The sequence below is a fragment of the Streptomyces sp. NPDC104096 genome (assembly GCF_055584385.1).
The window spans coordinates 65,546-88,157 of sequence record NZ_JBVJMD010000037.1; the positions used below are offsets into that span (position 1 = coordinate 65,546).

The following is a 22,612-nucleotide window of genomic DNA, read 5'->3' on the forward strand; positions in this document are numbered from 1 at the left end:
TCCCGCGTGGGACGCGTCGAGCGCGGCGCGGGCCCGGCGCCCGTCAGGTGCCGCGCCGTACCCCCGGGGACACGGTGAGCCTGGCCACCGCCCAGAACGCCGTGAGGGTGGCCAGGGCCAGCGCGGCCACCAGGGTGGCGCCGCCGACGACCTTCTCGTAGTTGCGCTGGTAGAGGCCGTCGATGATGTACCGGCCGAGTCCGCCGAGACCGACGTACGCGGCGATGGTGGCCGTCGAGACGATCTGGACGGCCGCCGAGCGCAGGCCGCCGAGGATCAGGGTGAGGGCGACCGGCAGTTCCACCTGGAACAGGATCCGCGGCTCGGGCATGCCCATGCCCCGGGCCGCGTCCACCGGGGCGGGGTCGACGGAGCGGACCGCCTCGTAGGTGGTGACCAGGATCGGCGGCACGGCGAGGACCACCAGCGGGATCATCACGGGCCCCAGGCCGAAGCCGAGCCAGGTGACCACCAGCACCAGCAGGCCGAAGGTGGGCAGGGCCCGGCCCGCGGTGGCGAGCAGGGCGAGGGCGTTGCCGCCCCGGCCGTAGTGCCCGGTGACCAGGCCGACCGGCAGTCCGATCGCGGCGGCGAGGGCGAGCGCCTCCAGGGAGTACCGGACGTGTTCGAGGACCCGGGTGGGGATGCCGTCGTAGCCGTGCCAGTGGGAGCCGTCGCCGAAGAAGGCGTGGACGAACTGGAGCAGGTTCACCGGGCCGTGCTCTCCTTCGGCATCCAGGGGGTCAGCAGCAGTCGTACGGCGACCAGGGCCGCGTCGGCCAGGATCGCCAGCACGGCCGTCGTCGCCACGGAGTTCACCGCGAGTTCGGGGCGGTTGTAGATCTGGGCGTCGTGCAGCAGGTTGCCCAGCGCGCCCTGGTTGCCGATCAGCATGCCGACGCTGACCAGGCTGATGCTGGAGACGGTGGCCACCCGCAGGCCCGCGATGATCGCGGGCACGGCGATGGGCAACTGCACCTGGACGTAACGGCGTACGGGTCCGAAGCCCATGGCGGTGGCGGCGGCCAGGGTCTCCGGCGGCACCGACCGCACGCCCTCGACGATCGCCGGCACGAGCACCACCATGCTGTACACGGCGAGCGGGATCATCACCGTGGTCTCGCTCTGGCCGGTGTAGTCGATCAGGACGACGAAGAAGGCCAGCGAGGGGATCGCGTACAGCACGGTGGTCACGCCCAGCACGGGCGCGTACAGCCAGCGGAGGCGGACGCAGAGCTGGGCGACGGGCAGCGAGACGACCAGCCCGACGAGGACCGGCACCAGCGCCTCGCGCAGATGCAGCCCGATCAGGCCCGCGTAGGTGTGCTGGAGGTCGCTGGGGATGTCGAAGAAGCCGCTCACCGGACGGCCCGCGCGTCCTCGGCGCCGCGGTCCGGGGCGGGCGCGTCGGCGCCGCGGTCCAGGGCGTGCGCGCTGCGGATCGCCTCGCCGACGGCCTGCTGCGACACCACCCCCACGACCCGGCCGGTGCCGTCCACGCCGACCGCCCATCCGGTGGGCGACAGCACGGCTCCGTCGAGCGCGGCCCGCAACGAGTCCTTCCCGTGCACGAACGGCCGTCCGTAGGGCAGCAGTCGGCCCGGTTCGATCTCCCCCGCCGTGAGGTCCTTCGGGTCGCCCCAGCCGAGGGGCCTGCCGTCCAGGTCCGTGACGAGGAGCCAGGGTGCGTCGGCGGCCGAGCCGCGCGCGGCGATCTTCCCGGCGTCCGCGTCCAGGGCGACGACCGGAGCCGTCTGCAACTCCAGTCCGCCGGACGGGAAGAAGGACAGTCGCCGGATGCCCCGGTCCGAGCCGAGGAAGTCCTCGACGAACGCGTCGGCCGGGTCGGAGAGCAGTTCGGCGGGCGGGGCGTACTGGGCGAGGTGACCGCCGGTGCGCAGTACGGCGACCATCGTGCCGAGCTTGACCGCCTCGTCGATGTCGTGCGTGACGAAGACGATGGTCTTGCCCAGTTCCGCCTGGATCCGCAGGAGTTCGTCCTGGAGTCCCTTGCGCACGACGGGGTCGACGGCGGAGAACGGCTCGTCCATCAGCAGCACCGGCGGATCGGCGGCGAGCGCCCGTGCCACCCCGACGCGCTGCTGCTGGCCGCCGGAGAGCTGGTAGGGGTAGCGCTTGGCGAGCGAGGCGTCGAGACCGACCCGTTCCATCAGCTCGCGGGCCCGGGCACGGGCCCGGTCCTTGCCCCAGCCGAGCAGCCGCGGCACGGTGGCGATGTTGTCGACGATCGTGCGGTGCTGGAAGAGACCGGCGTTCTGGATGACGTAACCCATGGAGCGGCGCAGGGTGTTGACCGGCTGTCGCCGGATGTCGACCCCGTCGAGGAGGATGGTGCCCTCGCTCGGCTCGACCATCCGGTTGATCATGCGCAGGGTCGTGGTCTTCCCGCAGCCCGAGGGACCGACGAGGACGGTGATCGAGCCGTCCGGGATGTCCAACGAGAGCCGGTCGACCGCGACCGTGCCGTCCGGGTACCGCTTGGTGACTGAATCTATCCGTATCAAAACGCCGAATGCCCTTCGGGTTTGGCAGAAACTGTCCTTCTTCGGCCACGGTCGTCGTTGCCAGGCCGATGCGGGGAGAGTCTAGACCGGGTTTGTTACGGCACTTCGGCTTGCGTCGCTTCCGTCCTGCCCGGCCGCGGCCACCGGAAGTCCCGGGGTGCGCAGGACCCGTCGCCGGGCGTCCACCGCGTACACCTCGCAACCCGCCCGCGCGGCGGCCCACTCGACGCCCTCCTCGCCCATCGCGAAGGCGGCGGTGGCCACCGCGTCCGCCTCCGTCAGCGTCGGGGCCACGACGGTGACGCCGAGCAGAGCGGTCGCCGGAAGACCGGTGCGGCCGTCGAGGATGTGGTCGCCGCGCTCGTAGCGCGCGGAGGTGGCCACCGCGCCGTCGGTGACCTCCAGGACGGTGCAGAGCCGGTCGGCGATCTCGGGGTGCCGTACGCCGACCCGCCACGGTCCGCCGGCCGTCACCACGTCTCCCCCGGCGTTCAGGCAGAACCGGCCGAGTCCCGCGTCCCGGAGCAGCCCGGCCGCCCGCTGCACCGACCAGCCCTTCACCACCGCGCAAGGGTCGAGGCCCCGGCCGGGCAGCCGCACGTCGAACGCGCCCCGGGTCGCCACCCGGTACTCCTCGCACAGGCCGAGCACCTCGGCGAGGTCGGGGCTCACCCCGTCGGCGGACAGCTCGCCCCGGTCGAGCCGGGACACCTCGCTGTCCGCCCTGAAGGGGCTGAACCGCTCGTCGACCTCGCGGAGCCAGCCGAACAGCGCGTCCGCGACGCCGTCGGGGACGTACGGATCGTCGATCCGCAGCGAGACCGGGAACCCCATGACGTGTTCGACGCGCCGCACGTCAGGCGCCCTTGGCGTCGAGGGCGGCCTGGAGCGACTCCTTGTAGCCGTCGCTCGTGATCGTGGCGCCGGACACCGTGTCGACGTCCGCGCTCTGCGCCTGGAGCGTCTCCGCGATCAGCGTGGGCACGGCGGCCGCCGTCTGCGGGTGGTCGGGCTGCCGGAGCATCCGCACGGAGGCGATCCGGTCGCCCTCGAACGTCACCTCCACCTGCACGTCGCCCTTGTCGGTGTGCACCGTCGAACCCGCGACGGCCTTCCCCGAGCCGCCCGAGGACGAGGAGGACGAGTCCGACGTCGACGCGGGCGCCTCGGCCGACGACGACGTCCCGCCGGAGGGCTCGTAGCGCCACACCGGGACGAGGCCCGCGACGCTCAGGACCAGGACAGGTATCGCTCGTTTCACGGTCTTTCCCTCTTTCCCTTTTCCCTCGGCCCTCGTCATCCCGCCAGGCTGAAGCGCTCGAAGTGGATCTGCGGTCCCGGCACGTCCAGCGCCCGCAGGGAGGCGAGCACCGCGTTCATCATGGGCGGCGGTCCGCACAGGAAGACGTCCCGGTCGGCGATGTCCGGCACCAGCCGGGCGAGTTCGGCCGGGGCGAGCTTGTCGGGGCTGACCGGGCCGGTCACCAGGTGCAGTTCGGCGCCCTTGACCCGGGCCAGCTCGCGCAGCTCGTCGTACAGGACCGCGTCCCGGTCGGCGGCGACGCGGTAGACGACGACGGCGTGACCCTGCAGTTCCTCCAGGAGCGCCCTGATCGGGGTGACCCCGACACCGCCCGCGATGAGCACGGACTCGGGCCGGGTGCGGTGCAGGGCGGTGAAGGCGCCATAGGGGCCCTCGGCGAAGACGCGCGTGCCGACCTTCAGGTGCCGCAGCGCTGCGGTGCCGTCGCCCGCCGTCTTGGCGGTCAGGCGCAGCGAGCGGCCGTCCGGGGCGGCCGACAGGGAGAACGGGTTGGCCTGCCACCAGCGGTCCTTGGTGAGGAACCGCCACAGGAAGAACTGGCCGGCCCGGGCGGGCAGCCGGTCCAGGTCGCGTCCGGTGATGTGGATGGAGACGACCGTGTCCGACTCGGGGACGACGGCCGACACCCGGAGCTGGTGCCGCTGGTTGCGCCACAGCGGCAGCACGGCCCGGCCGACGACGACCGAGCCGAGGGCCAGGCCCCACACGGCGTACCAGTAGGTCCTCGCGGCGGCCGACGCGGTGAACGTCGTACCGACCGCGACCTGGTGGGTGAAGGCCAGGACGACGGCGACGTAGGTGTACAGGTGGATGAAGTGCCAGGTCTCGTACGCCAGCCGGCGCCGGGCCCAGCGGCCCGAGACCGCGCCCACCACCAGGATGATCGCGAGGGCGACGACGGCCCGCAGCACGCCCTCGACGGTCTCGGCGAGGTCGACCACCTGGCTCACCGGGTCCATGCCGGAGGAGTCGGCGTAGCCGAAGGCGATGAACACGACGTGCGCGAGCAGGGTCCACAGGATGCCGAAGCCGGTCCAGCGGTGCCAGGAGGTCAGCCGGTCCATGCCGATCCGGCGGTCGAGCCAGGGCAGCCGGGCCACCAGCAGCAGCTGGAACGCCATCAGCAGCGCGCCGTACAGACCGGTCAGCCGGCCCAGCACGATCAGGGCGTTGGAGGCGAAGCCCGCCTGGGTGAAGAACCAGGCGACCACGGCCGCGTTCGCGGCCAGCACCGCGTACAGGCCGGTGCGCGCCACCACCCTGGGGCGCAGGCCCGTGGGAGGCGCGGGGGGCGATTGGACGGTCGTCACGGGCGGGAGCTCCTTGATCGGGGCCGGGGCTTCCGAGCTTGTCCGCGCGGAGCTGTCATTTTGCTGTCGTTCATCTTTCAAGTGGTTATCGAAGTGGTCTCGGCGGTGCCCCCGCCCCGGTGGCCGGGACCGGGGGAAGCACTATGAGCGGGTGGAAAAGGTACGACTTCTCGTCGTGGACGACGACCCGCCGATCGCCGACCTGGTGGCGACGGTCGCGCGCTACGAGGGCTGGGAGGCGGTCACCGCGCACTCGGGCGAGGAGGCGCTGCGCCGGGCCGCCGAGTTCCATCCGGACATCGTGGTGCTCGACCTGATGCTGCCCGACGTGGACGGCTTCGGCGTCCTGGACCGGCTGCGCGGCTCCGGGACGATGGTGCCGGTGGTGTTCCTCACCGCCCGCGACACGGTGGCCGACCGGGTGGCGGGACTGACCCGGGGCGGCGACGACTACCTGGTCAAACCGTTCGCGGTGGAGGAGCTGATGGCCCGGCTGCGGACCGTGCTGCGGCGCAGCACCGGGCCCGGGTTCCGGCGGTCGGTGCTGCGGGTGGCGGACCTGACGATGGACGAGGACACGCGTGAGGTGCGGCGCGACGGCCTGCTGCTGACCCTGACGCCCACCGAGTACGAGGTGCTGCGCTATCTGATGCGCAGGTCGCCGACCGTCCTGACCAAGGCGCAGATCCTCGACCACGTGTGGGAGTACGGCTTCGGCGGCCGCTCCAACGTCGTGGAGCTGGTGGTCAGCCGGCTGCGCCGCAAGCTGGACGCCACGGGCGATCCGCTGATCCACACCGTGCGCGGGTTCGGGTACGTGGTCCGGCAGGCGACGCAGTGAGCACGGTGCTCGGACGGTTCCGGCACACCTATCGCAGGCTGCGCCTGGGCACCCGGCTGGCGCTCGGCCTGGGCGCGCTGTCGCTGGGCGTGTTCGCCGTCGTCGGCACCGCGCTGACCATGTACATGCGCGAGTACCTGGACCACCAGCTCACCGCGCAGCTGAAGCTGGTCCAGGTCGTGCAGTCCAAGGACGCCGCCGCGCACGGCACGGTGACCCGCCAGCCGTACTACGGCTGGTACACGGCGGTGTACGACGTGACGGGGACCTCGGCGGTGCTGCGCACCCCGGCCGAGGTGCCGTCCGACAGCCGCGCGCTGACCGCCCTGGCCGAGCTCAGGGCGAGCACCCGGCACGAGATCCAGCGCACCGTGATGATCGACGGGGCGGGCACCTACCGGCTGCGGGCCTGCGCGGTGCAGCCGGGGGTGGTCCTGGTCACGGCCGCGCCCACGGCCGGCATCGACGCCACCGTGCGCCAGCTGATCACCGTGCAGGTCGTGGCGTTCGCCCTGGCCCTGCTCACGCTGGTGGTGGCCGGGCGGGCGCTGCTGCGGCGCGGGCTGCGGCCGCTGAGCGAGATGGCGCACACCGCGCACGGCATCGCCTCGCACAACCTGACCGGGTCGGCGGCCCGGCTGCCGCTGCGCGCGGACGCCCCGGGCGGCGGCCCCGAGGTGGAGGAGCTGCGCGTCGCGTTCAACACGATGCTGGAGCACATCGACGCCTCCCTCGCGGTGCGCGCGCAGGCCGAGCAGCGGCTGCGCCGCTTCGTCGCGGACGCCTCGCACGAGCTGCGCACCCCGCTGATGTCGGTACGGGGCTACGCGGACCTCTTCCAGTACGCGGCCGCCAACGCCCCCGAGGAACGGGACCGGCATCTGGCCCGGCTGCGCGCCGAGGCCGCCCGGATGGGTTTCCTGCTGGACGACCTGCTGCTGCTCGCGCGGCTGGACGCCGAGGAGGTGGAGACGCCGCTGCGGATGCGGGACGCCGATCTGGTGGAGCTGGTCGGGGACGCGGCCGACGCGTTCCGCGCGAGCCACCCGGAGCATCCGCTGACCGTGACGGCCGGGCCGGCGCCGGTGTGGCTGCGGCTGGACCCGCAGCGGGTCCGGCAGGTGCTGGACAACCTGCTCACCAACGCCGCCGTGCACACCCCGGACGGCACTCCGGTGTCCCTCGTCCTCCACGTCACCGCCGACCGGGCGGTCGTACGGATCACGGACACCGGCCCCGGGATACCGGCCGCCGACCGCGACCGGGTGTTCGACCGCTTCTACCGGGTCGACAAGGCCCGCAGCCGGGACCGCGGCGGCAGCGGCCTGGGCCTGTCGGTCGCCGGATCGCTGGTGCGCGCGCACGGCGGCACCATCGAACTGGGCGACGACCCCGGCGCCACCGTGTTCACGGTCGCCCTCCCGCTCGCGCCCGGCGGCGGCTGACCCGGGCGCGGGGGCTCCGGGGCCCGGGGCTTGGCGTGCGGTGCCGGCCGCAAGGTGCTGATCACTGCGGGCGCGACGCGGCCGTCGAATCCCCCTCACCGACCGGACCGCCGAGACCGACACGGCGCCGCTGGAGCCCAGCAGGGCCGTGAGGCCGCTTCCGCGGGGCGCGCGGCGCTTCGGGGACACGGACGTGTGGGCCGGGTCCGCCCGCCTGGCGGGTCCGCCCGCCTGGCCGGGTCCGCCGCGGTGCCGGGTCCGCCGCGGTGCCGCCGCGGCCGCGACGTCCGCTCGCCCACGCTCCGTCGGTTCCCGGACACCCTTGCGTCACACCGGGCGGGGACGTTGCCGTCGTGTCCCTCCTGCCGCTCGACGACTCCCGGGGGCCGCTCCCCGCCCCCGCTTCCGCCCCCGCCGCTTCCTCCTGCACTCCGCCCGCCACCGCGCTCTCCCCTCCCGCACCCGGCGCCTCACCCGCACCTCCCCCGCTCCCCGCGTCCCCCCTCCGCTCCCCGGCGGCCGCCAGACTGCTCCACCGGGCGGCGGTCCTGCTTCCCGTCCTGCTGATCGGGGTGTGGGCGGCGGTCGACTGGCCCTCCGTGCGCGGCGGTACCGCCCGGCTGGCCTCGGCCGACCCCTGGTGGCTGCTGCTCGCCGTCCTCCTCACCTGCCTGGGCTGGGTGGCCGCCGCCGTCGTACGGCAGGGCTCCATCCCGGACCGGCTGCCGACGGGGCTGCTGATCGCCTCCCAGTTCGCCGCCGGAGCCGCCAACCACGTGCTCCCGGCCAGCGTCGGCGCGCACGCCGTCACCCTGCGCTTCTACCAGGGCCAGGGCATCCCCCTCGCCCGGGCGACCGCCTCGATCGCGCTGTACTCGCTGGTCAAGCCGATCGCGAAGATCCCGGTCCTGCTCGTGTTCGTGCTGGCCTTCCCGGACATGCTGGAGCTCGGCGCGCTGGTCCCGGACCACGGGACACTGCTGCTGATCACGGTGTGCCTGGTGGCCGGTCCGGCGGTGGCCGCGCTGCTCGTGACCGTGGTGCGTCCGCTGCGCCGGCCGGCCCTCGTACTCGTGCGTACCGCGCTGTCCGACGCGCGCGTGCTGCACACCCGGCCCAGCCGGGTGCTGGCCCTGTGGGGCGGCTCGGCCGCCACTCCGGTGCTCCAGGGGTGCGTGGTCGCCTCGGTCGGCGCCTCGCTGGGGCTGCCCCTGTCCTGGGCCCAGGTGGTGTTCGCGTTCCTGGCGGCGGGCACCGCGGTCGGAGCCGTACCGGCGCCCGGCGGCATCGGGCCCGTGGACGCGGCGACGGTACTGGCCATGACCGCGTTCGGCGCGCCGCTGGGCCTGGCCACGGCGACCGTCATCGGCTACCGCGTCCTGACGGTGTGGGTGCCGCTGGTCCCGGGCGCGCTGGTGCTCTCGGCGCTCGTGCAGCGCAAGGTGCTGTGAGCCCCGGGCGGGGGCCGGTTCAGGAGGTCGGCAGCCAGACTCGCATGCCGCCGTCCCGCCGGTTGGCCCAGGCGTAGTACGGGATCGCGGTCAGCTCGACGGGGTCGCCCGCCGGGCGCCGGGGGCCGGGCTCCGCCCCGGCGGGGCGGTACGGCCACCAGCCGGCGTCCGGGAGCGGCCTGCGGTGTCCGGCGGCCAGCACCGTGGTGACGCCGCCGAGCAGGTCGGGGCGGTGCTTCACGGCGAGCGGACGGGTCGGGTCGAGGACGATGTCGTCCAGGCCGCCCCCGGGGTGGTCCACCTGCTCCAGGCAGTACACGAGCGGTCCGCGTTCCACCGCGACGCAGCCGCGTACGGCGTCCACCCGCGGATCGGCCGCGGTGAGGCGGGGTTCGAGACCGAGTTCGAGGACGACCCGGTCGCCCGGGGCCCACGTCCCGGCCAGTCGCAGCCAGCCGTCCGCGACCGGGGCGTCCGTGCGGTCGTACGTCCGGGACCCGTGCCGCACGCGGTACTCGCGGCACCACTGCGGGATGCGCAGCGACAGGGTCCAGGGCCGGTCCCGCGGAGTCTCCTCCACCGTCAGGGAGATCACGCCGTGCCAGGGGTAGTCGGTCTCGGCGGCCACGGTGACGGGCGTGCCGTCGAGGTCGCCGCGGTAGCGGCCGGTGACGTACTGGTGGATCTGGAGGCCGTCCGCGTCGCCGGACGCGAGGTAGTGCCCGAGGGACGCGAGGAGCCTCATCGCGTTCGGCGGGCAGCACGCGCAGCGGAACCAACGGGTGCGGCGGGCCGAACGGTCGCCGCCGAGGTCGGTGTGCCCGTCGCGGACCTGGAGCGGGTTGACGTACAGCCAGCTCTCGCCGTCCAGTGAGACACCCGCCAGGAAGCCGTTGTAGAGGGTGCGTTCGATCAGGTCGCCGTAGCGGCTCTCGCCGGTGAGCAGGGCCAGGCGCCAGCTCCACTGGACGGAGGCGACGGCGGCGCACGTCTCGCAGTAGGCGCGTTCGCCGGGCAGTTCGAAGGGATCGCCGAAGGCCTCCTCGTCGTGGCGGGCGCCCAGCCCGCCGGTGAGGTGCGTCTTGGTGGCGGTCATCGACCGCCACAGCCGCTCGGCGGCGGCGCGCAGTCCGGCGTCGCCGGTCTCGGTGGCCAGGTCCGTCGCCCCGGCCAGCAGATAGAGCTGGCGTACGGCGTGTCCCTCGACGTCGGTCGCCTCGCGCAGCGGCACCCGGTCCTGGCAGTAGGCCTCGCCGCCGAGCAGGCCGTGGCCGTAGCGGTCGACGAAGTAGCCGGCAAGGTCGAGGTAGCGGCGTTCGCCGGTCTCCCGGTACAGCTCGACCAGGGCGGTCTCCACCTCGGGGTGGCCGTCGACGCCGTCGATCGGCCGGCCGCTGCCGGGCGGACCGAAGGTGGCGTCCAGATGGTCGGCGAACCGGCGTGCCACGGTGAGCAGTTCGTCCTGTCCGGTGGCGCGGTGGTGGGCCACCGCCGCCTGGATCAGATGGCCCGCGCAGTACAGCTCGTGCCCCCAGCGCAGGTCCTGGTAGCGCTCGCCGCCCTGGCGGAGCTGGAACCAGGTGTTGAGGTAGCCGTCGGGCTGCTGGGCGTCCGCGACCAGCGCGACGATCCGGTCGGTGTGGGCCGCCAGCTCCGCGGCGGGCTCCTGGGCCAGTTGCCAGGCGGCGGCCTCCAGCCACTTGTAGACGTCGGTGTCGACGAAGGGGTACGCGCCCCGGAACTCGCCCTGGACCACGGCGTCCGACAGCGCCTCCGGCGCGGGCGCGGGCGCCGCCAGCCGCAGGTTGTGCAGGTTCCCGGCGGACTCCAGCAGGCCGGGGCCCTGGGGGATCGAGGTGCGCGCGTTGACCTCGCGGCGGGTGTGCCAGAAGCCGGAGCGCACCTCGGCGACGGCGGGCCGCAGTGCGGTACGGGCGTCGGGGCCGAGGCGGACCGGACCCGTCGGGAGCGGGGCGGAGCGAGTGCGGGGCATGGCTCTCCGGGAAGTGGGAGGGGATGCGGGGCTCTGGGGCTCTGGCGGGGCTCTGGGGTTCTGGCGGGGAGACGGGAGGCGCGTGGAACATGAGGGGGAAAGCGTTTTCTCCCGGACCGAAGTAGAGGCGAGCGGGGTGACGCGGGTCAAGAGCCGTGCGATGGCGCGGATCACGACAGGGACGTCGGCCCCGGTTCGGCCCCGGACGTGCACACCGCCCCGTGCCGCCCGGCCGAACGCGAGGCCGGGCGTACGTACACGGGGGCGGCCGGGCATACGTACGCGAGGCCGGCCGACCGTAGGCGAGGCCGGGCGTACGTACACGGGGGGGCGGCCGGGCATACGTACGCGAGGCCGGTCGACCGTAGGCTGAGGCCACAGTGCCCCCTGCCACGATCCGGAGCCCCGATGTCACCAGCCGAACGACCCGCACACGGCCGGGGCGCGAACGTGGGGGCACAGATTCGGCGCCGACGGGAGCAGCGGGGCATGACGGCGGCGGAGCTCGCCCGGCGTGCCGAGATCAGCAAGGCGTCGCTGTCGAGCATCGAGTCGGGCAACGGCAACCCGACCATCGACACCCTCGACGCGCTCGCCTTCGCCCTGCGGATCCCGCTGACCGACCTGCTGGGCGACGCGGAACGGGCGGGAACGACCCTGCTCCCGAGTTCACCCACGGCCGGGGACGAGATCACCCGCGAGCTGTTGCGCCGGGTGAGCACCGGTCACAGCACGGAGATCTGGCGGCTGCGGATGCCCGCGCACACCCGGCTGGAGGGCGTTCCGCACGCGCCGGGCACGGTCGAGCACCTGCTCGTCGCGTCCGGTGTGCTCCGGGCCGGCCCCGAGGGCGAGGAGGCCACGCTGCGTCCGGGCGATCTGCTGACGTTCGACGGCGACGGCCCGCACACCTACGAGACGTCCGACGACCCGGCCGACGTGACCGTGTTCATCGTCTCCTGAGCCCGCCGACCGGCCCCGGCGCGGCGCCGGCGCCGAAGAACCGGGGACTCACTCCGGTCCGGCGAGCGTGGCCGGGTCGGTGTTGGCGCCGCAGACGATGACGGCGACCCGTTCGCCCTCCTCGGGCACGTAGGCGCCGGAGGTGAGCGCGGCGACGGCCGTGGCCGCGCCGTGCTCCGCGGCGATGCGGTAGGCGGACCAGAGATGACGGCGGGCCCGGTCGATGGCGAGGTCGTCGACGAGCACGCTCGTCGGACGGGTGCGGCGCGCGAGGTCGAAGGCGATGTCGCCCACCCGTCGCGCACCCAGGGAGTCGGCGGCGATCCCGGAGACCGCCACGTCGACCGGCGCGCCGGCCGCGAGCGCGCTGTGGAGCGTCGGGATCGCCGCGGGCTCGACGGCGACGACCCGCGCCCGGCCTTCCGCGGAGGCGGCGACCCCCGCGTACATCCCGCCGCCGCCGACGGAGAGCACGATCGTGTCGACGGCCGGGTCGTCCGCCAGTATCTCCTCGGCCATCGTGCCGGCCCCGGCCGCGATCTCGGGCTGGTCGTAGGCGTGGCAGAACAGCGCGGCCCGGGCGGCGGCGAACTCGACCGCGGCGGTGTAGGCCTGCGCGTACTCGGTGCCCACCTGCCGGACCTTCGCACCGTAGGCGAGCAGCCGCTCGACCTTCACGGCGGGCGCGGTCTCCGGCACGAACACCGTCGCCGGCACACCGAGCACCGAGGCGGCGTACGCGTTCGCCAGCCCGGCGTTGCCACCGGAGGCGGCGACGATGCCGACGTCCGGGTCGAGCTCGCCCCGCTCCCGGGCGGCCAGCACGCGGTTGAACGCGCCGCGCGCCTTGAAGACCCCGGTGTGCTGGAGCTGCTCGCACTTCAGCAGCAGCGCCCGGCGGCCGTCGGAGACGTCCAGCAGCGGCGTACGCCGGACATACCCGCGGATGCGCTCGGCGGCGGCTCGGACGTCGTCACGGTCGATCACGGTCTCTCCTCGGGGTCCGGGCCGTCCGGTCCGGGCACCCCGCGCCGGCGGTTCGCCGGTCCACCCGCACCGGCGTTCACCATATCCTGCAATCGGTTCACTTTACTGAACAGCTTGTGGGAGAGGTGCGCGGGACGGTTCGCCGGACCAGGATCACAGCCATGGAAACCATGCCACCCTGGCTCGTCCCCCTGCCCGACCGGTTCGGCGTCGGCCGCGAACGGCTCACCGGCCACCCGACCGGGCCCGCCGTGGACAGCGGCGACGGCATTCGCACGGGCGACCGGGAGCGGGGGACGAAAGCGTGACCACTCCACGGGAGAAGGCCGACGCGATACTCGCCGAGGCGGGACTGGAGGACGCGGGCGGCTGGGGCGCCGCCCCCGACGCTCTCCCCGTCCGGGCGGCGCTGCGGCCGATCGAGGCGGAAGACGCGGTACCGACCGCCGTCGTACGACTGGACGCCACCGACCCGTTCGCCGACACCGACACGGAGTGGTTCCGGCTGGCCACCGCGCACGGGCTGTTCGGCGAGGACGGCGGCTTCCTGGTCACGCCGGGACACGGCGGCTGGTTCCGGGTCCGGCTCGGAGAGGAGTGGCGGCTCGCGGAGGTCCTGCGGAATCAGTCCGGCCGCCCGGAGTTCATGACGCTCTCCCCCGACGGGAAGACGCTGATCGGGGTCACCACCGAGGACCACGAGATCTGGCTGGTCGTGGTCGACGACGTCCCCGCACACCAGGAACGACGGGCCCGGGAACTGGCGCGGGAGGAGAGCGAGGAGGAGCGGGAAGCGGCCTGGGACGGGCTGTTCGACGGGCTCCGGATTTCACCGCGGACACGGGAGCGGTGGGCGACCGGGCTCCTGTCCAACGCCGCCCTGCCCGACGACCTGCGGCTCGACCTCGTCGTACGCACCGGGAGGTACTACGGCCGCGACCTTCCCGCCGGCCTGATCGACCGGTTGCTCGTCCACCCGGACTGGAAGGTGCGCAGCGCCCTGGTCGACACCGGGATCAACCGGCTGACGCCCAACCAGTGGAGCCGCCTCGTCCTCGCCGAGGAGGACGACCGTCGGCGCTGGGCCCTGGTCAGCGTCGCCGTCGACTACCGCGCGACCTTCACCTCCGCCGCGTACGAGCGTCTCGCCGCCGATCCCGTCGCCCGTGTCCGTGCCGAGGCCGCCTCCCTGACGGGCCTGCCGGTCACCGTGGCCCGCGCCCTCCTCACCGATCCCGAGCCGCAGGTCCGACGGTCCGCCTGTCCCGCGGCCTGGCCGGACCTCGACGCCGACGAGCGCCGCGTGCTCCTCACCGACCCCGACCCCGGCGTCCGCGCCGCCGCCCGCCGGCTGCATCACCGTGAGCACCCGGTGCCCCTCGCCGTCTTCGAGAGCGGCGACCTCGGCGACGCCACCCGCGTCGTCACCGGCTCCGTGCTGGAACCGGACCTGGCCGACCACCTGTCCCGGCACCCGGACGCCGCCCTGCGCCGTGCCCTCGCCGACAACCCCCGCCTGTCCCCGGCCCTGGTCGAGGTCCTGGCCGGAGACCCCGACCCGTCCGTCCGGGGCACGATCGCCCTGCGCCCGGACCTCACCGAGGCCCGACGCTCCGCCGTCTCCTACGACTTCGACCCCGCGGTCCACCACGACACCCTCCCCTGGGTCCACGCCCTCCACGACGACCCCGACGCCATGCGCCGTCTCTCCGCCTCCTCCCACCCCCTGATCCGCCGCTCCGTCGCCCGCGCCCGCCACCTGCCGCCGGACGTCGTCGACCGGCTCGCCCACGACGAGGACCGCGTCGTCCACCTCTTCCTCGCCGAGTCCTGCGACGACGCCCCGCCCTGGATGCTGCTCCAGGTCTGGCACTGGTGGAACGGCAGCCTCACCTCCCCCGGCCGGCCGCGCACGCACCCCCGCTTCCCCCGCACCGGCCTCCTGCGACACGCCGACGACCCCCACCCCCGTCTGCGCCAGCTAGCCCTGGACGACCCGGACTCCACCCCGGAACTCGTCGAACGCTTCACCCTCGACCCGCATCGCGAGGTCCGCTTCCGCGCCGCCGACGACCCACGCCTGAGCAGCCTGGGCGCGGTCCGCCTCCTCGACGACCCCGACCGCTCGGTCCGCTGGGCGGCCACCCGCTGCCCCCGCCTCCCGGCCCGCGTCCTGGTCGCGCTCCTCCGTGACCACCACACCGCCGAGGACGCCGCCCAGAACACGGCGATCCCGCCCGGCGTCATCCGGAGGATGGCCGAGCGGGATCAGGAGTCGCCCGCGGGAAGCGCCGAGGCGACCGGCCGCCCAGAACCGGCCTGAGCGGGTCCGGCCCAGGTGAACGCGACGACGCCCGCACAGAACTCTCCGTGCGGGCGTCAGGCGGTCCGGCGTCAGGCGGTCCGGCGTCGGCCGGTTGTGGTCAGCTCTCGGTCGGCTCCAGCCGCAGGGAGATGCTGTTGATGCAGTACCGCTGATCGGTGGGGGTCGGATAACCCTCACCCTCGAACACGTGGCCGAGGTGTGATCCGCACCGGGCGCAGCGCACCTCGGTCCGCACCATGCCGTGCGAGCGGTCCGCGATCAGCTCGACCGCGTCGGTGTCCTTCGGGTCGAAGAAGGAGGGCCAGCCGCAGTGCGACTCGAACTTCGTCTCCGAGGTGAACAGCTCCGCACCGCACGCGCGGCAGGAGTAGACGCCCTTGGACTTGGTGTCGGTGTACTCACCGGTGAAGGCGGGCTCGGTCGCGGCCTGGCGCAGCACGGCGTATTCGGCCGGGGTCAGCTCCGCACGCCACTGCTCGTCCGGCTTTTCGACGTCGTACGACATGAAGCTCAGCCCCTCTGGTTCTCGGTCAGGCCCGCGACAGGCGGTCCAGGATCTGCGGGCCCAGGTCCGTCACGTCGCCCGCGCCCATGGTGAGAACGAGATCACCGGGTCCGGCCATTCCCGCGACGACCTCGGGCACCTCGGCCTTGTCGTGCACCGTCGTCACGTCCGCACCGGCCGCCCGCGCGGCCTCGATGATCAGTTCGCTGGTGACGCCCGGGATCGGGTCCTCACGGGCCGGGTAGATGTCGAGCACGACCGAGGCGTCCGCCAGGGCCAGGGCCCGGCCCATCTCCTTGCCGAGCTCCTGGGTCCGGGAGAAGAGGTGGGGCTGGAAGACCACCAGGATGCGCGCGTCGCCGACGGCGGCGCGCATCGCCTCCAGGTCGGCCGTCATCTCGGTGGGGTGGTGCGCGTAGGAGTCGACGACCTGGACCCCGGCCGCCTCGCCCTTGAGCTGGAGCCGGCGCTTGACGCCGGTGTACGCGGCCAGCGCCGGGGCCAGCTCGGACACCGGAACGCCCAGCGCGACGCCCGCCGCCAGCGCGGCCACCGCGTTGCTCGCGTAGTGCCGGCCGGGGACGGAGACGGCGAAGGTGACCTCCTGGCCCTCCAGCTCCACCGTGACCTGGCTCTTGAGGCCCTGGGGCAGCACGGACAGGATCCGCACGTCGGCGTCCTCGGCCTCGCCGTACGTCACCACCCGCACGTCACCCGCGGCGACCCGGCGGGTCAGCTCCCGCGCGCCCTCGTGGTCGGCCGAGACCACCAGCGTGCCGCCCTCGGCGATCCGGTCGACGAACGTCCCGAAGGACTCGTAGATCTCCTCCATCGACGCGTAGTTGGCGTGGTGGTCGAGCTCCACGTTGAGGATGATCGCGACCTCGGGCGCGTACTTGTGGAAGCTGCGGTCCGATTCGTCCGCCTCGGCGACGAAGATCTCGCCCGCGCCGTGCTCCGCGTTGGAGCCGGGGGCGTCCAGGTCGCCGCCGATGGCGTACGACGGGTCCAGGCCCAGCTCGGAGAGGGAGACCGCCAGCATCGACGTGGTGGTCGTCTTGCCGTGCGTGCCCGCCACGGCGATCGGCCGCAGGCCGTCCATCAGCCGGGCGAGGGCGTCCGAACGGTGGACGACGGGGATGCCCAGCGCCGCGGCACGGGCCAGCTCCGGGTTGTCCGCGCGGATCGCCGACGAGACGACCACGCAGCTGGCGTCGTCGGCCAGGTGCTCGGCGGCGTGTCCGATGTGCACGGTCGCACCCAGCGCCCGCAGCGCCTGCGCGGTCTCGGAGTCCTTGGCGTCACTGCCCGCCACCTTCGCCCCGCGCCGGGCCAGGATCTTGGCGATGCCCGACATCCCGGCGCCGCCGATGCCGATGAAGTGCGGTCGGTCCATGGCGGTAGGAAGGCCCGGGGCCATGTGCGTCTCCCTGGAGTGGTGCGGCGAACGTGAGCCCTAAGCCTAGGGCAGGCGAAAGGGCGCCACGGGTACCCCTCTCACGCCTTGCTGTGCGAGAACAGCTTCAGCACCGGCACCCCCACCTTGTGCCGGGCCCTGGAGGCCCAGTCCCGGTGGAAGAACTCCTCCACGTAGTGGGGATCGGTCAGGACGATCACCTCGTCGGCCCCGATCTCGTCGACCAGGACCTTCAGGGCGTCCAGCGGATGGTCCTCGACCAGCCGGCCCTCGGCCTCGCAGCCGGCCGCCCGCAGGGCCGTCAGGGACACCGAGAGCGCCTGCTGCGCGGGCTCCTTCGCGGCCTCGCCCTCCGGCGTCTCGCCCTCCCGGGCGGCGTCGTCGAGGTCGCCGAGCGCGATGTCGTCGATGGCCCGCAGCAGGCGGTCCGCCTGGTCGCCGCGCGGCTGGAGCAGGACGTGGAAGACGACCGCCTCCTCGCCGTGCAGCGTGGTCACGAACTCGACGTCGACGGACGTCAGGGCCTTCTCGATCATCAGAACGCTTCTGAACACCAGGCGCCTCTTCTCCTTCGAGGGCCCGGCGGGCCCTCTGTCCTCCGTGGGGCCTTGCACAGCCCTGCGGAAACCATCCTGCCCCGTGATCGCACGGGTACTGCCGGATTCAGTGTGCCCGGCCGGGAGTTAAACGGAACGGTGCATTCCGTCGTTTTCGGTCAGACCCGCACCGATGGCGGTCAAACCCGCCGGTACCGGCTGAACAGGAACCCGTCCTCCTCCAGCAGGGACACCAGCGCGAAGCGGCTCGGCACGGCCACCGGGGGCCCGCCCGCGATGCGCTGCGCGGCACCGGCGGTGAGCATCGGGGAGACGGTCAGGCACAGCTCGTCGAGGACCCCGGCGGCCACGAGCTGGCCCAGCAGCCGCGGGCCGCCCTCGGTCAGCAGCCGGGTGTGGCCCAGTCCGGCCAGCGCCCGCACCGCCCGGGCCGGCTCCACACCGGGGCCGTCACCGGCGATCAGCACCCGGGCACCGGCCTTCTCCGCGGCCGCGATCCGGTCCCGGGGCGCGGCGGCGCCGGTGAGGATCAGGGTGGGCACCAGGGGCGCGGTGAACAGCGGGAGCGAGAAGTCGAGGTCCAGACCGGCGGAGACCACCGCGACGGCCGGCGCCGGGGCCTGTCCGGCGGCCGCGCGCCGCGCCGCGAACTCGGCACGCGCGCGGGCCGGACGGTACCCCTCCTGACGTACCGTTTCCGCACCCACCAGCACCACATCCGCCAGCGCCCGCAGCGTGCCGAAGATCCGCATGTCGGCGGCGCTGGAGATGGGCTGCGAGCGGCCGTCGTGCTGGGCGGCCCCGTCGAGCGTGGAGACCATGTTGGCGCGCAGCCAGGGCCGGGGGCCCGCGGACAGGTCTTTGGACCCGGACCCGGGCGCGGACAGGTCTCCGGAGGCGGCCCCGGCCACAGAGTCGGACACAGGGCCGGGCTCGGAGCCGAGCGCGGAGCCGGACGCGGTCCCGGGCGCGGGCGTACGCTCCGGATAGGCGTAGGCGGCGGCCAGCTCGTCGAGGCTCCACTCGCGCTCGGCGCCGGCCGGTCCCTCGGCGGGCGCCTCGCGCCCCTGGTCGCAGGCGGGAGCCGCTGTCTCGTCGGTCACAGGGAACAGGCGTCGCATGCCGTGCAGTCTGGCACGGAGCTTAGAGTGGTGAACCGTGTCGTCCTCCACCCCCGCCCCCGGCCTCGGCTCCATAGCCGACGCGGCCCCGCTGTCCCTGTGCGCCCGCGCCCCGCATGTCCCCGCGGACCGGCTGGTCGCCGAGATGGTGCCGCCGCCGCGCTTCGACTCGGTGCGCTTCAGCACGTACATCCCGGACCCGAACCAGCCCAGCCAGACCGAGGCCGTGCGGGTGCTGGAGGGCTTCGCCGCCGGACTCGGCGGGGCGCACTCCACCGGTACCGCCAAACGGGGGTTCCTCGGATTCGGCAGGGCCAAGGCGCCCAAGACCCCGGCCGGCCCGCGCGGGGTCTACCTCGACGGCGGTTACGGCGTCGGCAAGACCCATCTGCTGGCCTCCCTGTGGCACGCCACCCCGGCCGAGCCCGCGCTCAAGGCGTTCGGCACCTTCGTCGAGCTGACGAACCTGGTCGGCGCCCTCGGCTTCCAGCAGACGGTGCAGACGCTCTCCGGACACCGGCTGCTGTGCATCGACGAGTTCGAGCTGGACGACCCCGGCGACACGGTCCTGGTCTCGACGCTGCTGGGCAAGCTGGTCGACGCCGGGGTCGCGCTGGCCGCCACCTCCAACACCCTGCCGGGCAAGCTCGGCGAGGGCCGGTTCGCGGCCGCCGACTTCCTGCGGGAGATCCAGGGCCTGTCCGCCCGCTTCCGCCCGCTGCGCATCGACGGCGAGGACTACCGCCACCGCGGTCTGCCCGAGGCGCCGGCGCCGTACTCCGACGAACAGGTGACGAAGGCCGCGTACGCGACGGCCGGCGCTTCGCTCGACGACTTCCCGCACCTGCTGGACCACCTGGCCCGCGTCCACCCCAGCCGGTACGGCGCGCTGACCGACGGGGTGAGGGCGGTGTGCCTCACCGACGTCAGCCCGGTGCCGGACCAGTCGACGGCCCTGCGGCTCGTCGTGCTCGCGGACCGGCTCTACGACCGCGAGGTGCCCGTCCTGGCCTCCGGACAGCCCTTCGACCGGCTGTTCAGCGAGGAGATGCTCAACGGCGGCTACCGCAAGAAGTACTTCCGGGCGATATCCCGGCTGACCGCGCTGGCCCGCGACGCCAAGCGGCTCGTCGAGTCCTGACAGCCGGCACCGATCTCCCGTTCCCGGGCCCGGGGCGGATCGTCCGGGCCGGACGACCCGCCCCGCCACCCCCCGGCCCTGCCGCCGCCCGGTCACGCACTCCTCGCGGCGCGGCGCGGAGTCGGCCTCGCGGCGACTTTGCCCGGTTGGGTGACTTTGCCCGGTTAACGTACTCTTGACCGGTCATTGACCAGTTGTTGGCCCGATCCAGAGACGAGGACCGGCGGAGGGCGCTCATGCTCCGAGGTACGACGGCTCGCACCGTGCTGTCGCTGCTGGTCGCCGCCCTGCTCGCACTGCCCCTGTGCACGCCCGCCGCACCCTTCGCGCCCGCCCACCCCACCCGGCACGGCGAGGCCGACGCCGGGTCCGGTCCCACCCTCACCCGCACGACACCGCGCGACGAGTCGGCCGTCGCCCTCGACCGCACTCCGCAGGCGGGTCCGGCCAACCCCTTCCGCACCCGCGACCGGCACCACCTGGCAGCCCGCACCGACCCGGCGCCCCAGGAGCCCGAGCGCCCGTCGTCGGCCCGGGACCCCGCGGCCGCGCCCCGCCCGCCCCGGGCCGAAGGCGCGGGCCGGCTCCCCTGGAGATCCCCGGCGGCGCACTCGCCGGCGGTGCTCCAGGTCTTCCGCTGCTGAGCACGGCAGAGCGGTCCGCCCCCTGTCCTGCAAGCCCGACGCGCACCCGCGCGCCAGGAGGAGTGATCCCCATGCAGCCCCTCATCGACAACGCCCGTACGTTCGGACAGCGGCCCGAGCAGCTCGCCGCGCTCGCCGCCGGCCAGTCCCCCCAGGTCCTGTTCATCACCTGCTCCGACTCCCGGGTCGTACCGGCGCTGATCACGGGCGCCCGCCCCGGCGAGCTCTTCGAGCTGCGCACGGCGGGCAACATCGTGCCCCCGCACACCATCGGCCGTCCCACCGCCGAGGCGGCCACCATCGAGTACGCCGTGGAGGTGCTCGGCGTCCGGGACGTCGTCGTCTGCGGCCACTCGCACTGCGGCGCCGTCGGCGCGCTGGTGCGCGGCGACGACCTCGACGCCGTGCCCGCCGTACGCGACTGGCTCGCGCAGGCCGCGGACGACCCCGCGTCCGCGGACCCGGACGACCCGACCGTCGCCGGTGGCGTGCAGCACCACGTCCTGGCCCAGCTGCTGCGGCTGCGCTCCTACCCGTGCGTCCAGAAGCGCCTGGCGGACGGCCGGCTGCGGCTGCACGGCTGGTACTACGAGGTGCACACCGGGGCCGTGCGCGAGCACCGCGCGGACACCGACTCCTTCGAGGCGCTGTGAGCGCCCACCACTGAGCCTCGGACGGCGTTCGGTCCGGGATCCGGGACGTGGCCCCGGACCGAACATCGGGCATATCGTTGCAGGAGCAGACATTTCAGACCTCTGCCGAGGGAGGTCGACATGTTCGAGGAGCTGCTGGCGGCGGCCGCGGCGGTCGGGGCCGCCGGCGTGGTGTACGTCGCCGCGGCGGCGCGGGTGGTCAAGCAGTACGAGCGCGGTGTGGTCTTCCGGCTCGGCCGGGCCGTCCGGGTGGTGCGCGAGCCGGGGTTCACGATGGTCGTCCCGGCGGTCGACCGGCTCCGCAAGGTCAACATGCAGATCGTGACGCTGCCGGTGCCGGCCCAGGAGGGCATCACGCACGACAACGTCACGGTGCGGGTCGACGCGGTCGTCTACTTCAAGGTCGTCGACGCGGCGGCCGCGATCATCAACGTCGAGGACTACCGGTTCGCCGTCTCGCAGATGGCGCAGACCTCGCTGCGGTCCATCATCGGCAAGAGCGACCTGGACGACCTGCTGTCCAACCGGGAGAAGCTCAACCAGGGCCTTGAGCTGATGATCGACAGCCCGGCCGTCGGCTGGGGCGTGCAGATCGACCGGGTGGAGATCAAGGACGTGTCGCTGCCGGAGTCGATGAAGCGCTCCATGGCCCGGCAGGCCGAGGCGGACCGCGAGCGGCGGGCCCGGATCATCAACGCGGACGCCGAGCTCCAGGCGTCCAAGAAGCTGGCGGAGGCCGCCGGGGTGATGTCCGAGCAGCCCGCCGCGCTTCAGCTGCGGCTGCTCCAGACGGTGGTGGCGGTCGCCGCCGAGAAGAACTCCACGCTCGTGCTCCCCTTCCCCGTGGAACTGCTGCGTTTCCTGGAGAAGGCCCAGCAACAGCCTCCGGGCACCACGGCGTCCTCCTCGCAGGAACCGCAACCACCCCTGCCGCCGTCGCCGTCGGAACCGGCGCTGCCGGAACCACCCCCGCCGACCGCTCCGCCGGCCGGGGCTGCGCCGTCGGGAGCGTCGCCCCCGGAGGAACCGCCGCCGCCTCCGCCCTCCGACGAGCGGTGAGCCGCCGGGCCAGACCCGGCCGGGTGACTCCGACACCGAGTCGCAGGCATATAGACACACTAATCAGCCGTCTGCCCCTACCTTCGTACGATGATCACATCGGTACGCCGTCTCATCGCCGCCTGCGCCCTGGGCGCCGCACTGGCCGGCCTCGCCGCCTGCGGCACCGACCGCCCCAGCGCCTCCCCCGCCCCACAGACCCCTCGGGCCCCGCGGTCCCCCGAGGCGCCCCATGCCCCGCAGCGCGCCCCCGCCCCCCCCCCCCCCCCCCCCCCCCCCCCCGGGGGCCCGCCCCCCCCCCCCCCCCCCCGGCCCGGCCGGGGGGACCCCCGCGTGCAAAAAGGCACCCC

The 22,612-nt window shown here is 73.9% G+C and carries 22 protein-coding genes; 10 read left to right on the forward strand and 12 right to left on the reverse strand.

All coding sequences use genetic code 11. The features are described 5' to 3' along the window. Positions 1 to 43 precede the first annotated feature (43 nt). The 6 genes from ACZ60B_RS29620 to ACZ60B_RS29645 all read right to left on the reverse strand — a co-directional run bounded on the left by ACZ60B_RS29620 (position 44) and on the right by ACZ60B_RS29645 (position 5,159). Positions 44 to 712 (reverse strand): ABC transporter permease, encoded by a 669-nt coding sequence (locus tag ACZ60B_RS29620; protein WP_469392227.1) that lies wholly within the window; start codon positions 710 to 712, stop codon positions 44 to 46. Then, positions 709 to 1,362, reverse strand: a complete 654-nt coding sequence (locus tag ACZ60B_RS29625; RefSeq protein ID WP_469392229.1) for an ABC transporter permease — start codon at positions 1,360 to 1,362, stop codon at positions 709 to 711. Before ACZ60B_RS29625 ends, ACZ60B_RS29620 begins: the two co-directional genes overlap by 4 nt. After that, complete coding sequence (locus ACZ60B_RS29630; RefSeq protein WP_469392232.1) at positions 1,359 to 2,525, reverse strand: ABC transporter ATP-binding protein; 1,167 nt, start codon at positions 2,523 to 2,525, stop codon at positions 1,359 to 1,361. Before ACZ60B_RS29630 ends, ACZ60B_RS29625 begins: the two co-directional genes overlap by 4 nt. An 81-nt stretch (positions 2,526 to 2,606) precedes the next feature. Continuing rightward, positions 2,607 to 3,380 (reverse strand): FAD:protein FMN transferase, encoded by a 774-nt coding sequence (locus tag ACZ60B_RS29635; RefSeq protein ID WP_469392234.1) that lies wholly within the window; start codon positions 3,378 to 3,380, stop codon positions 2,607 to 2,609. Position 3,381: 1 nt separating this feature from the next. Further along, positions 3,382 to 3,786: an FMN-binding protein gene (locus ACZ60B_RS29640; RefSeq protein WP_469392236.1), complete on the reverse strand. Its 405-nt coding sequence runs from the start codon at positions 3,784 to 3,786 to the stop codon at positions 3,382 to 3,384. Positions 3,787 to 3,821: 35 nt separating this feature from the next. Then, entirely contained in the window at positions 3,822 to 5,159 is a 1,338-nt protein-coding gene (locus tag ACZ60B_RS29645) for a ferredoxin reductase family protein (protein WP_469392238.1), read from the reverse strand. A 151-nt stretch (positions 5,160 to 5,310) separates the two neighbouring features. On the opposite strand from ACZ60B_RS29645, the gene ACZ60B_RS29650 reads away from it, so the two are divergent. From ACZ60B_RS29650 to ACZ60B_RS29660, 3 genes are all read left to right on the forward strand, one after another. Then, positions 5,311 to 6,000 carry a response regulator transcription factor gene (locus ACZ60B_RS29650; protein WP_469392240.1) on the forward strand — a complete coding sequence of 230 codons (690 nt, stop codon included), beginning with the start codon at positions 5,311 to 5,313 and terminating at the stop codon, positions 5,998 to 6,000. A 5-nt stretch (positions 6,001 to 6,005) separates the two neighbouring features. Further along, positions 6,006 to 7,445, forward strand: a complete 1,440-nt coding sequence (locus ACZ60B_RS29655) for a sensor histidine kinase (protein ID WP_469392274.1) — start codon at positions 6,006 to 6,008, stop codon at positions 7,443 to 7,445. 353 nt (positions 7,446 to 7,798) lie between these two features. Beyond that, positions 7,799 to 8,896, forward strand: a complete 1,098-nt coding sequence (locus ACZ60B_RS29660; protein WP_469392242.1) for a lysylphosphatidylglycerol synthase transmembrane domain-containing protein — start codon at positions 7,799 to 7,801, stop codon at positions 8,894 to 8,896. A 19-nt stretch (positions 8,897 to 8,915) separates the two neighbouring features. Here ACZ60B_RS29660 and ACZ60B_RS29665 read toward each other — a convergent pair whose 3' ends face one another. Continuing rightward, entirely contained in the window at positions 8,916 to 10,889 is a 1,974-nt protein-coding gene (locus ACZ60B_RS29665) for a glycoside hydrolase family 127 protein (protein ID WP_469392245.1), read from the reverse strand. Positions 10,890 to 11,297: 408 nt separating this feature from the next. Here ACZ60B_RS29665 and ACZ60B_RS29670 point away from each other — a divergent pair, with 408 nt between their 5' ends. Beyond that, the gene (locus ACZ60B_RS29670) at positions 11,298 to 11,852 is read left to right on the forward strand and encodes a helix-turn-helix domain-containing protein (RefSeq protein ID WP_469392247.1); all 555 of its coding nucleotides are present in this window, start codon (positions 11,298 to 11,300) and stop codon (positions 11,850 to 11,852) included. Positions 11,853 to 11,900: 48 nt separating this feature from the next. Here ACZ60B_RS29670 and ACZ60B_RS29675 read toward each other — a convergent pair whose 3' ends face one another. Then, positions 11,901 to 12,839, reverse strand: a complete 939-nt coding sequence (locus ACZ60B_RS29675) for a threonine/serine dehydratase (RefSeq protein ID WP_469392249.1) — start codon at positions 12,837 to 12,839, stop codon at positions 11,901 to 11,903. 161 nt (positions 12,840 to 13,000) lie between these two features. Here ACZ60B_RS29675 and ACZ60B_RS29680 point away from each other — a divergent pair, with 161 nt between their 5' ends. Next, positions 13,001 to 13,147, forward strand: coding sequence for a hypothetical protein (locus ACZ60B_RS29680; RefSeq protein WP_469392251.1), 147 nt, complete (start codon positions 13,001 to 13,003; stop codon positions 13,145 to 13,147). Further along, the gene (locus tag ACZ60B_RS29685) at positions 13,144 to 15,162 is read left to right on the forward strand and encodes a PE-PGRS family protein (RefSeq protein WP_469392253.1); all 2,019 of its coding nucleotides are present in this window, start codon (positions 13,144 to 13,146) and stop codon (positions 15,160 to 15,162) included. Before ACZ60B_RS29680 ends, ACZ60B_RS29685 begins: the two co-directional genes overlap by 4 nt. Positions 15,163 to 15,262: 100 nt before the next feature. Here ACZ60B_RS29685 and msrB read toward each other — a convergent pair whose 3' ends face one another. The 4 genes from msrB to ACZ60B_RS29705 form a co-directional block, all read right to left on the reverse strand. Further along, a complete protein-coding gene (msrB, locus tag ACZ60B_RS29690) occupies positions 15,263 to 15,670 on the reverse strand; it encodes a peptide-methionine (R)-S-oxide reductase MsrB (protein WP_469392255.1) in 408 nt (135 codons plus the stop codon). A gap of 25 nt (positions 15,671 to 15,695) precedes the next feature. Further along, positions 15,696 to 17,090, reverse strand: coding sequence for a UDP-N-acetylmuramate--L-alanine ligase (gene murC, locus ACZ60B_RS29695; protein ID WP_469392257.1), 1,395 nt, complete (start codon positions 17,088 to 17,090; stop codon positions 15,696 to 15,698). A 77-nt stretch (positions 17,091 to 17,167) separates the two neighbouring features. After that, positions 17,168 to 17,623: an indole-3-glycerol phosphate synthase gene (locus ACZ60B_RS29700; protein WP_469392277.1), complete on the reverse strand. Its 456-nt coding sequence runs from the start codon at positions 17,621 to 17,623 to the stop codon at positions 17,168 to 17,170. A gap of 200 nt (positions 17,624 to 17,823) precedes the next feature. Then, a complete protein-coding gene (locus tag ACZ60B_RS29705) occupies positions 17,824 to 18,765 on the reverse strand; it encodes a pyrimidine reductase family protein (RefSeq protein ID WP_469392259.1) in 942 nt (313 codons plus the stop codon). A 37-nt stretch (positions 18,766 to 18,802) separates the two neighbouring features. Here ACZ60B_RS29705 and zapE point away from each other — a divergent pair, with 37 nt between their 5' ends. The 4 genes from zapE to ACZ60B_RS29725 all read left to right on the forward strand — a co-directional run bounded on the left by zapE (position 18,803) and on the right by ACZ60B_RS29725 (position 22,262). Continuing rightward, positions 18,803 to 19,906 carry a cell division protein ZapE gene (gene zapE, locus ACZ60B_RS29710; protein WP_469392261.1) on the forward strand — a complete coding sequence of 368 codons (1,104 nt, stop codon included), beginning with the start codon at positions 18,803 to 18,805 and terminating at the stop codon, positions 19,904 to 19,906. 236 nt (positions 19,907 to 20,142) lie between these two features. Next, positions 20,143 to 20,550, forward strand: a complete 408-nt coding sequence (locus ACZ60B_RS29715) for a hypothetical protein (RefSeq protein WP_469392263.1) — start codon at positions 20,143 to 20,145, stop codon at positions 20,548 to 20,550. Between the two features lie 71 nt (positions 20,551 to 20,621). After that, on the forward strand, positions 20,622 to 21,203 hold the full coding sequence (locus ACZ60B_RS29720; protein ID WP_469392265.1) for a carbonic anhydrase: 582 nt from the start codon (positions 20,622 to 20,624) through the stop codon (positions 21,201 to 21,203). Positions 21,204 to 21,323: 120 nt separating this feature from the next. After that, positions 21,324 to 22,262, forward strand: coding sequence for a slipin family protein (locus tag ACZ60B_RS29725; RefSeq protein WP_469392267.1), 939 nt, complete (start codon positions 21,324 to 21,326; stop codon positions 22,260 to 22,262). The last annotated feature ends 350 nt before the right edge of the window (positions 22,263 to 22,612 follow it).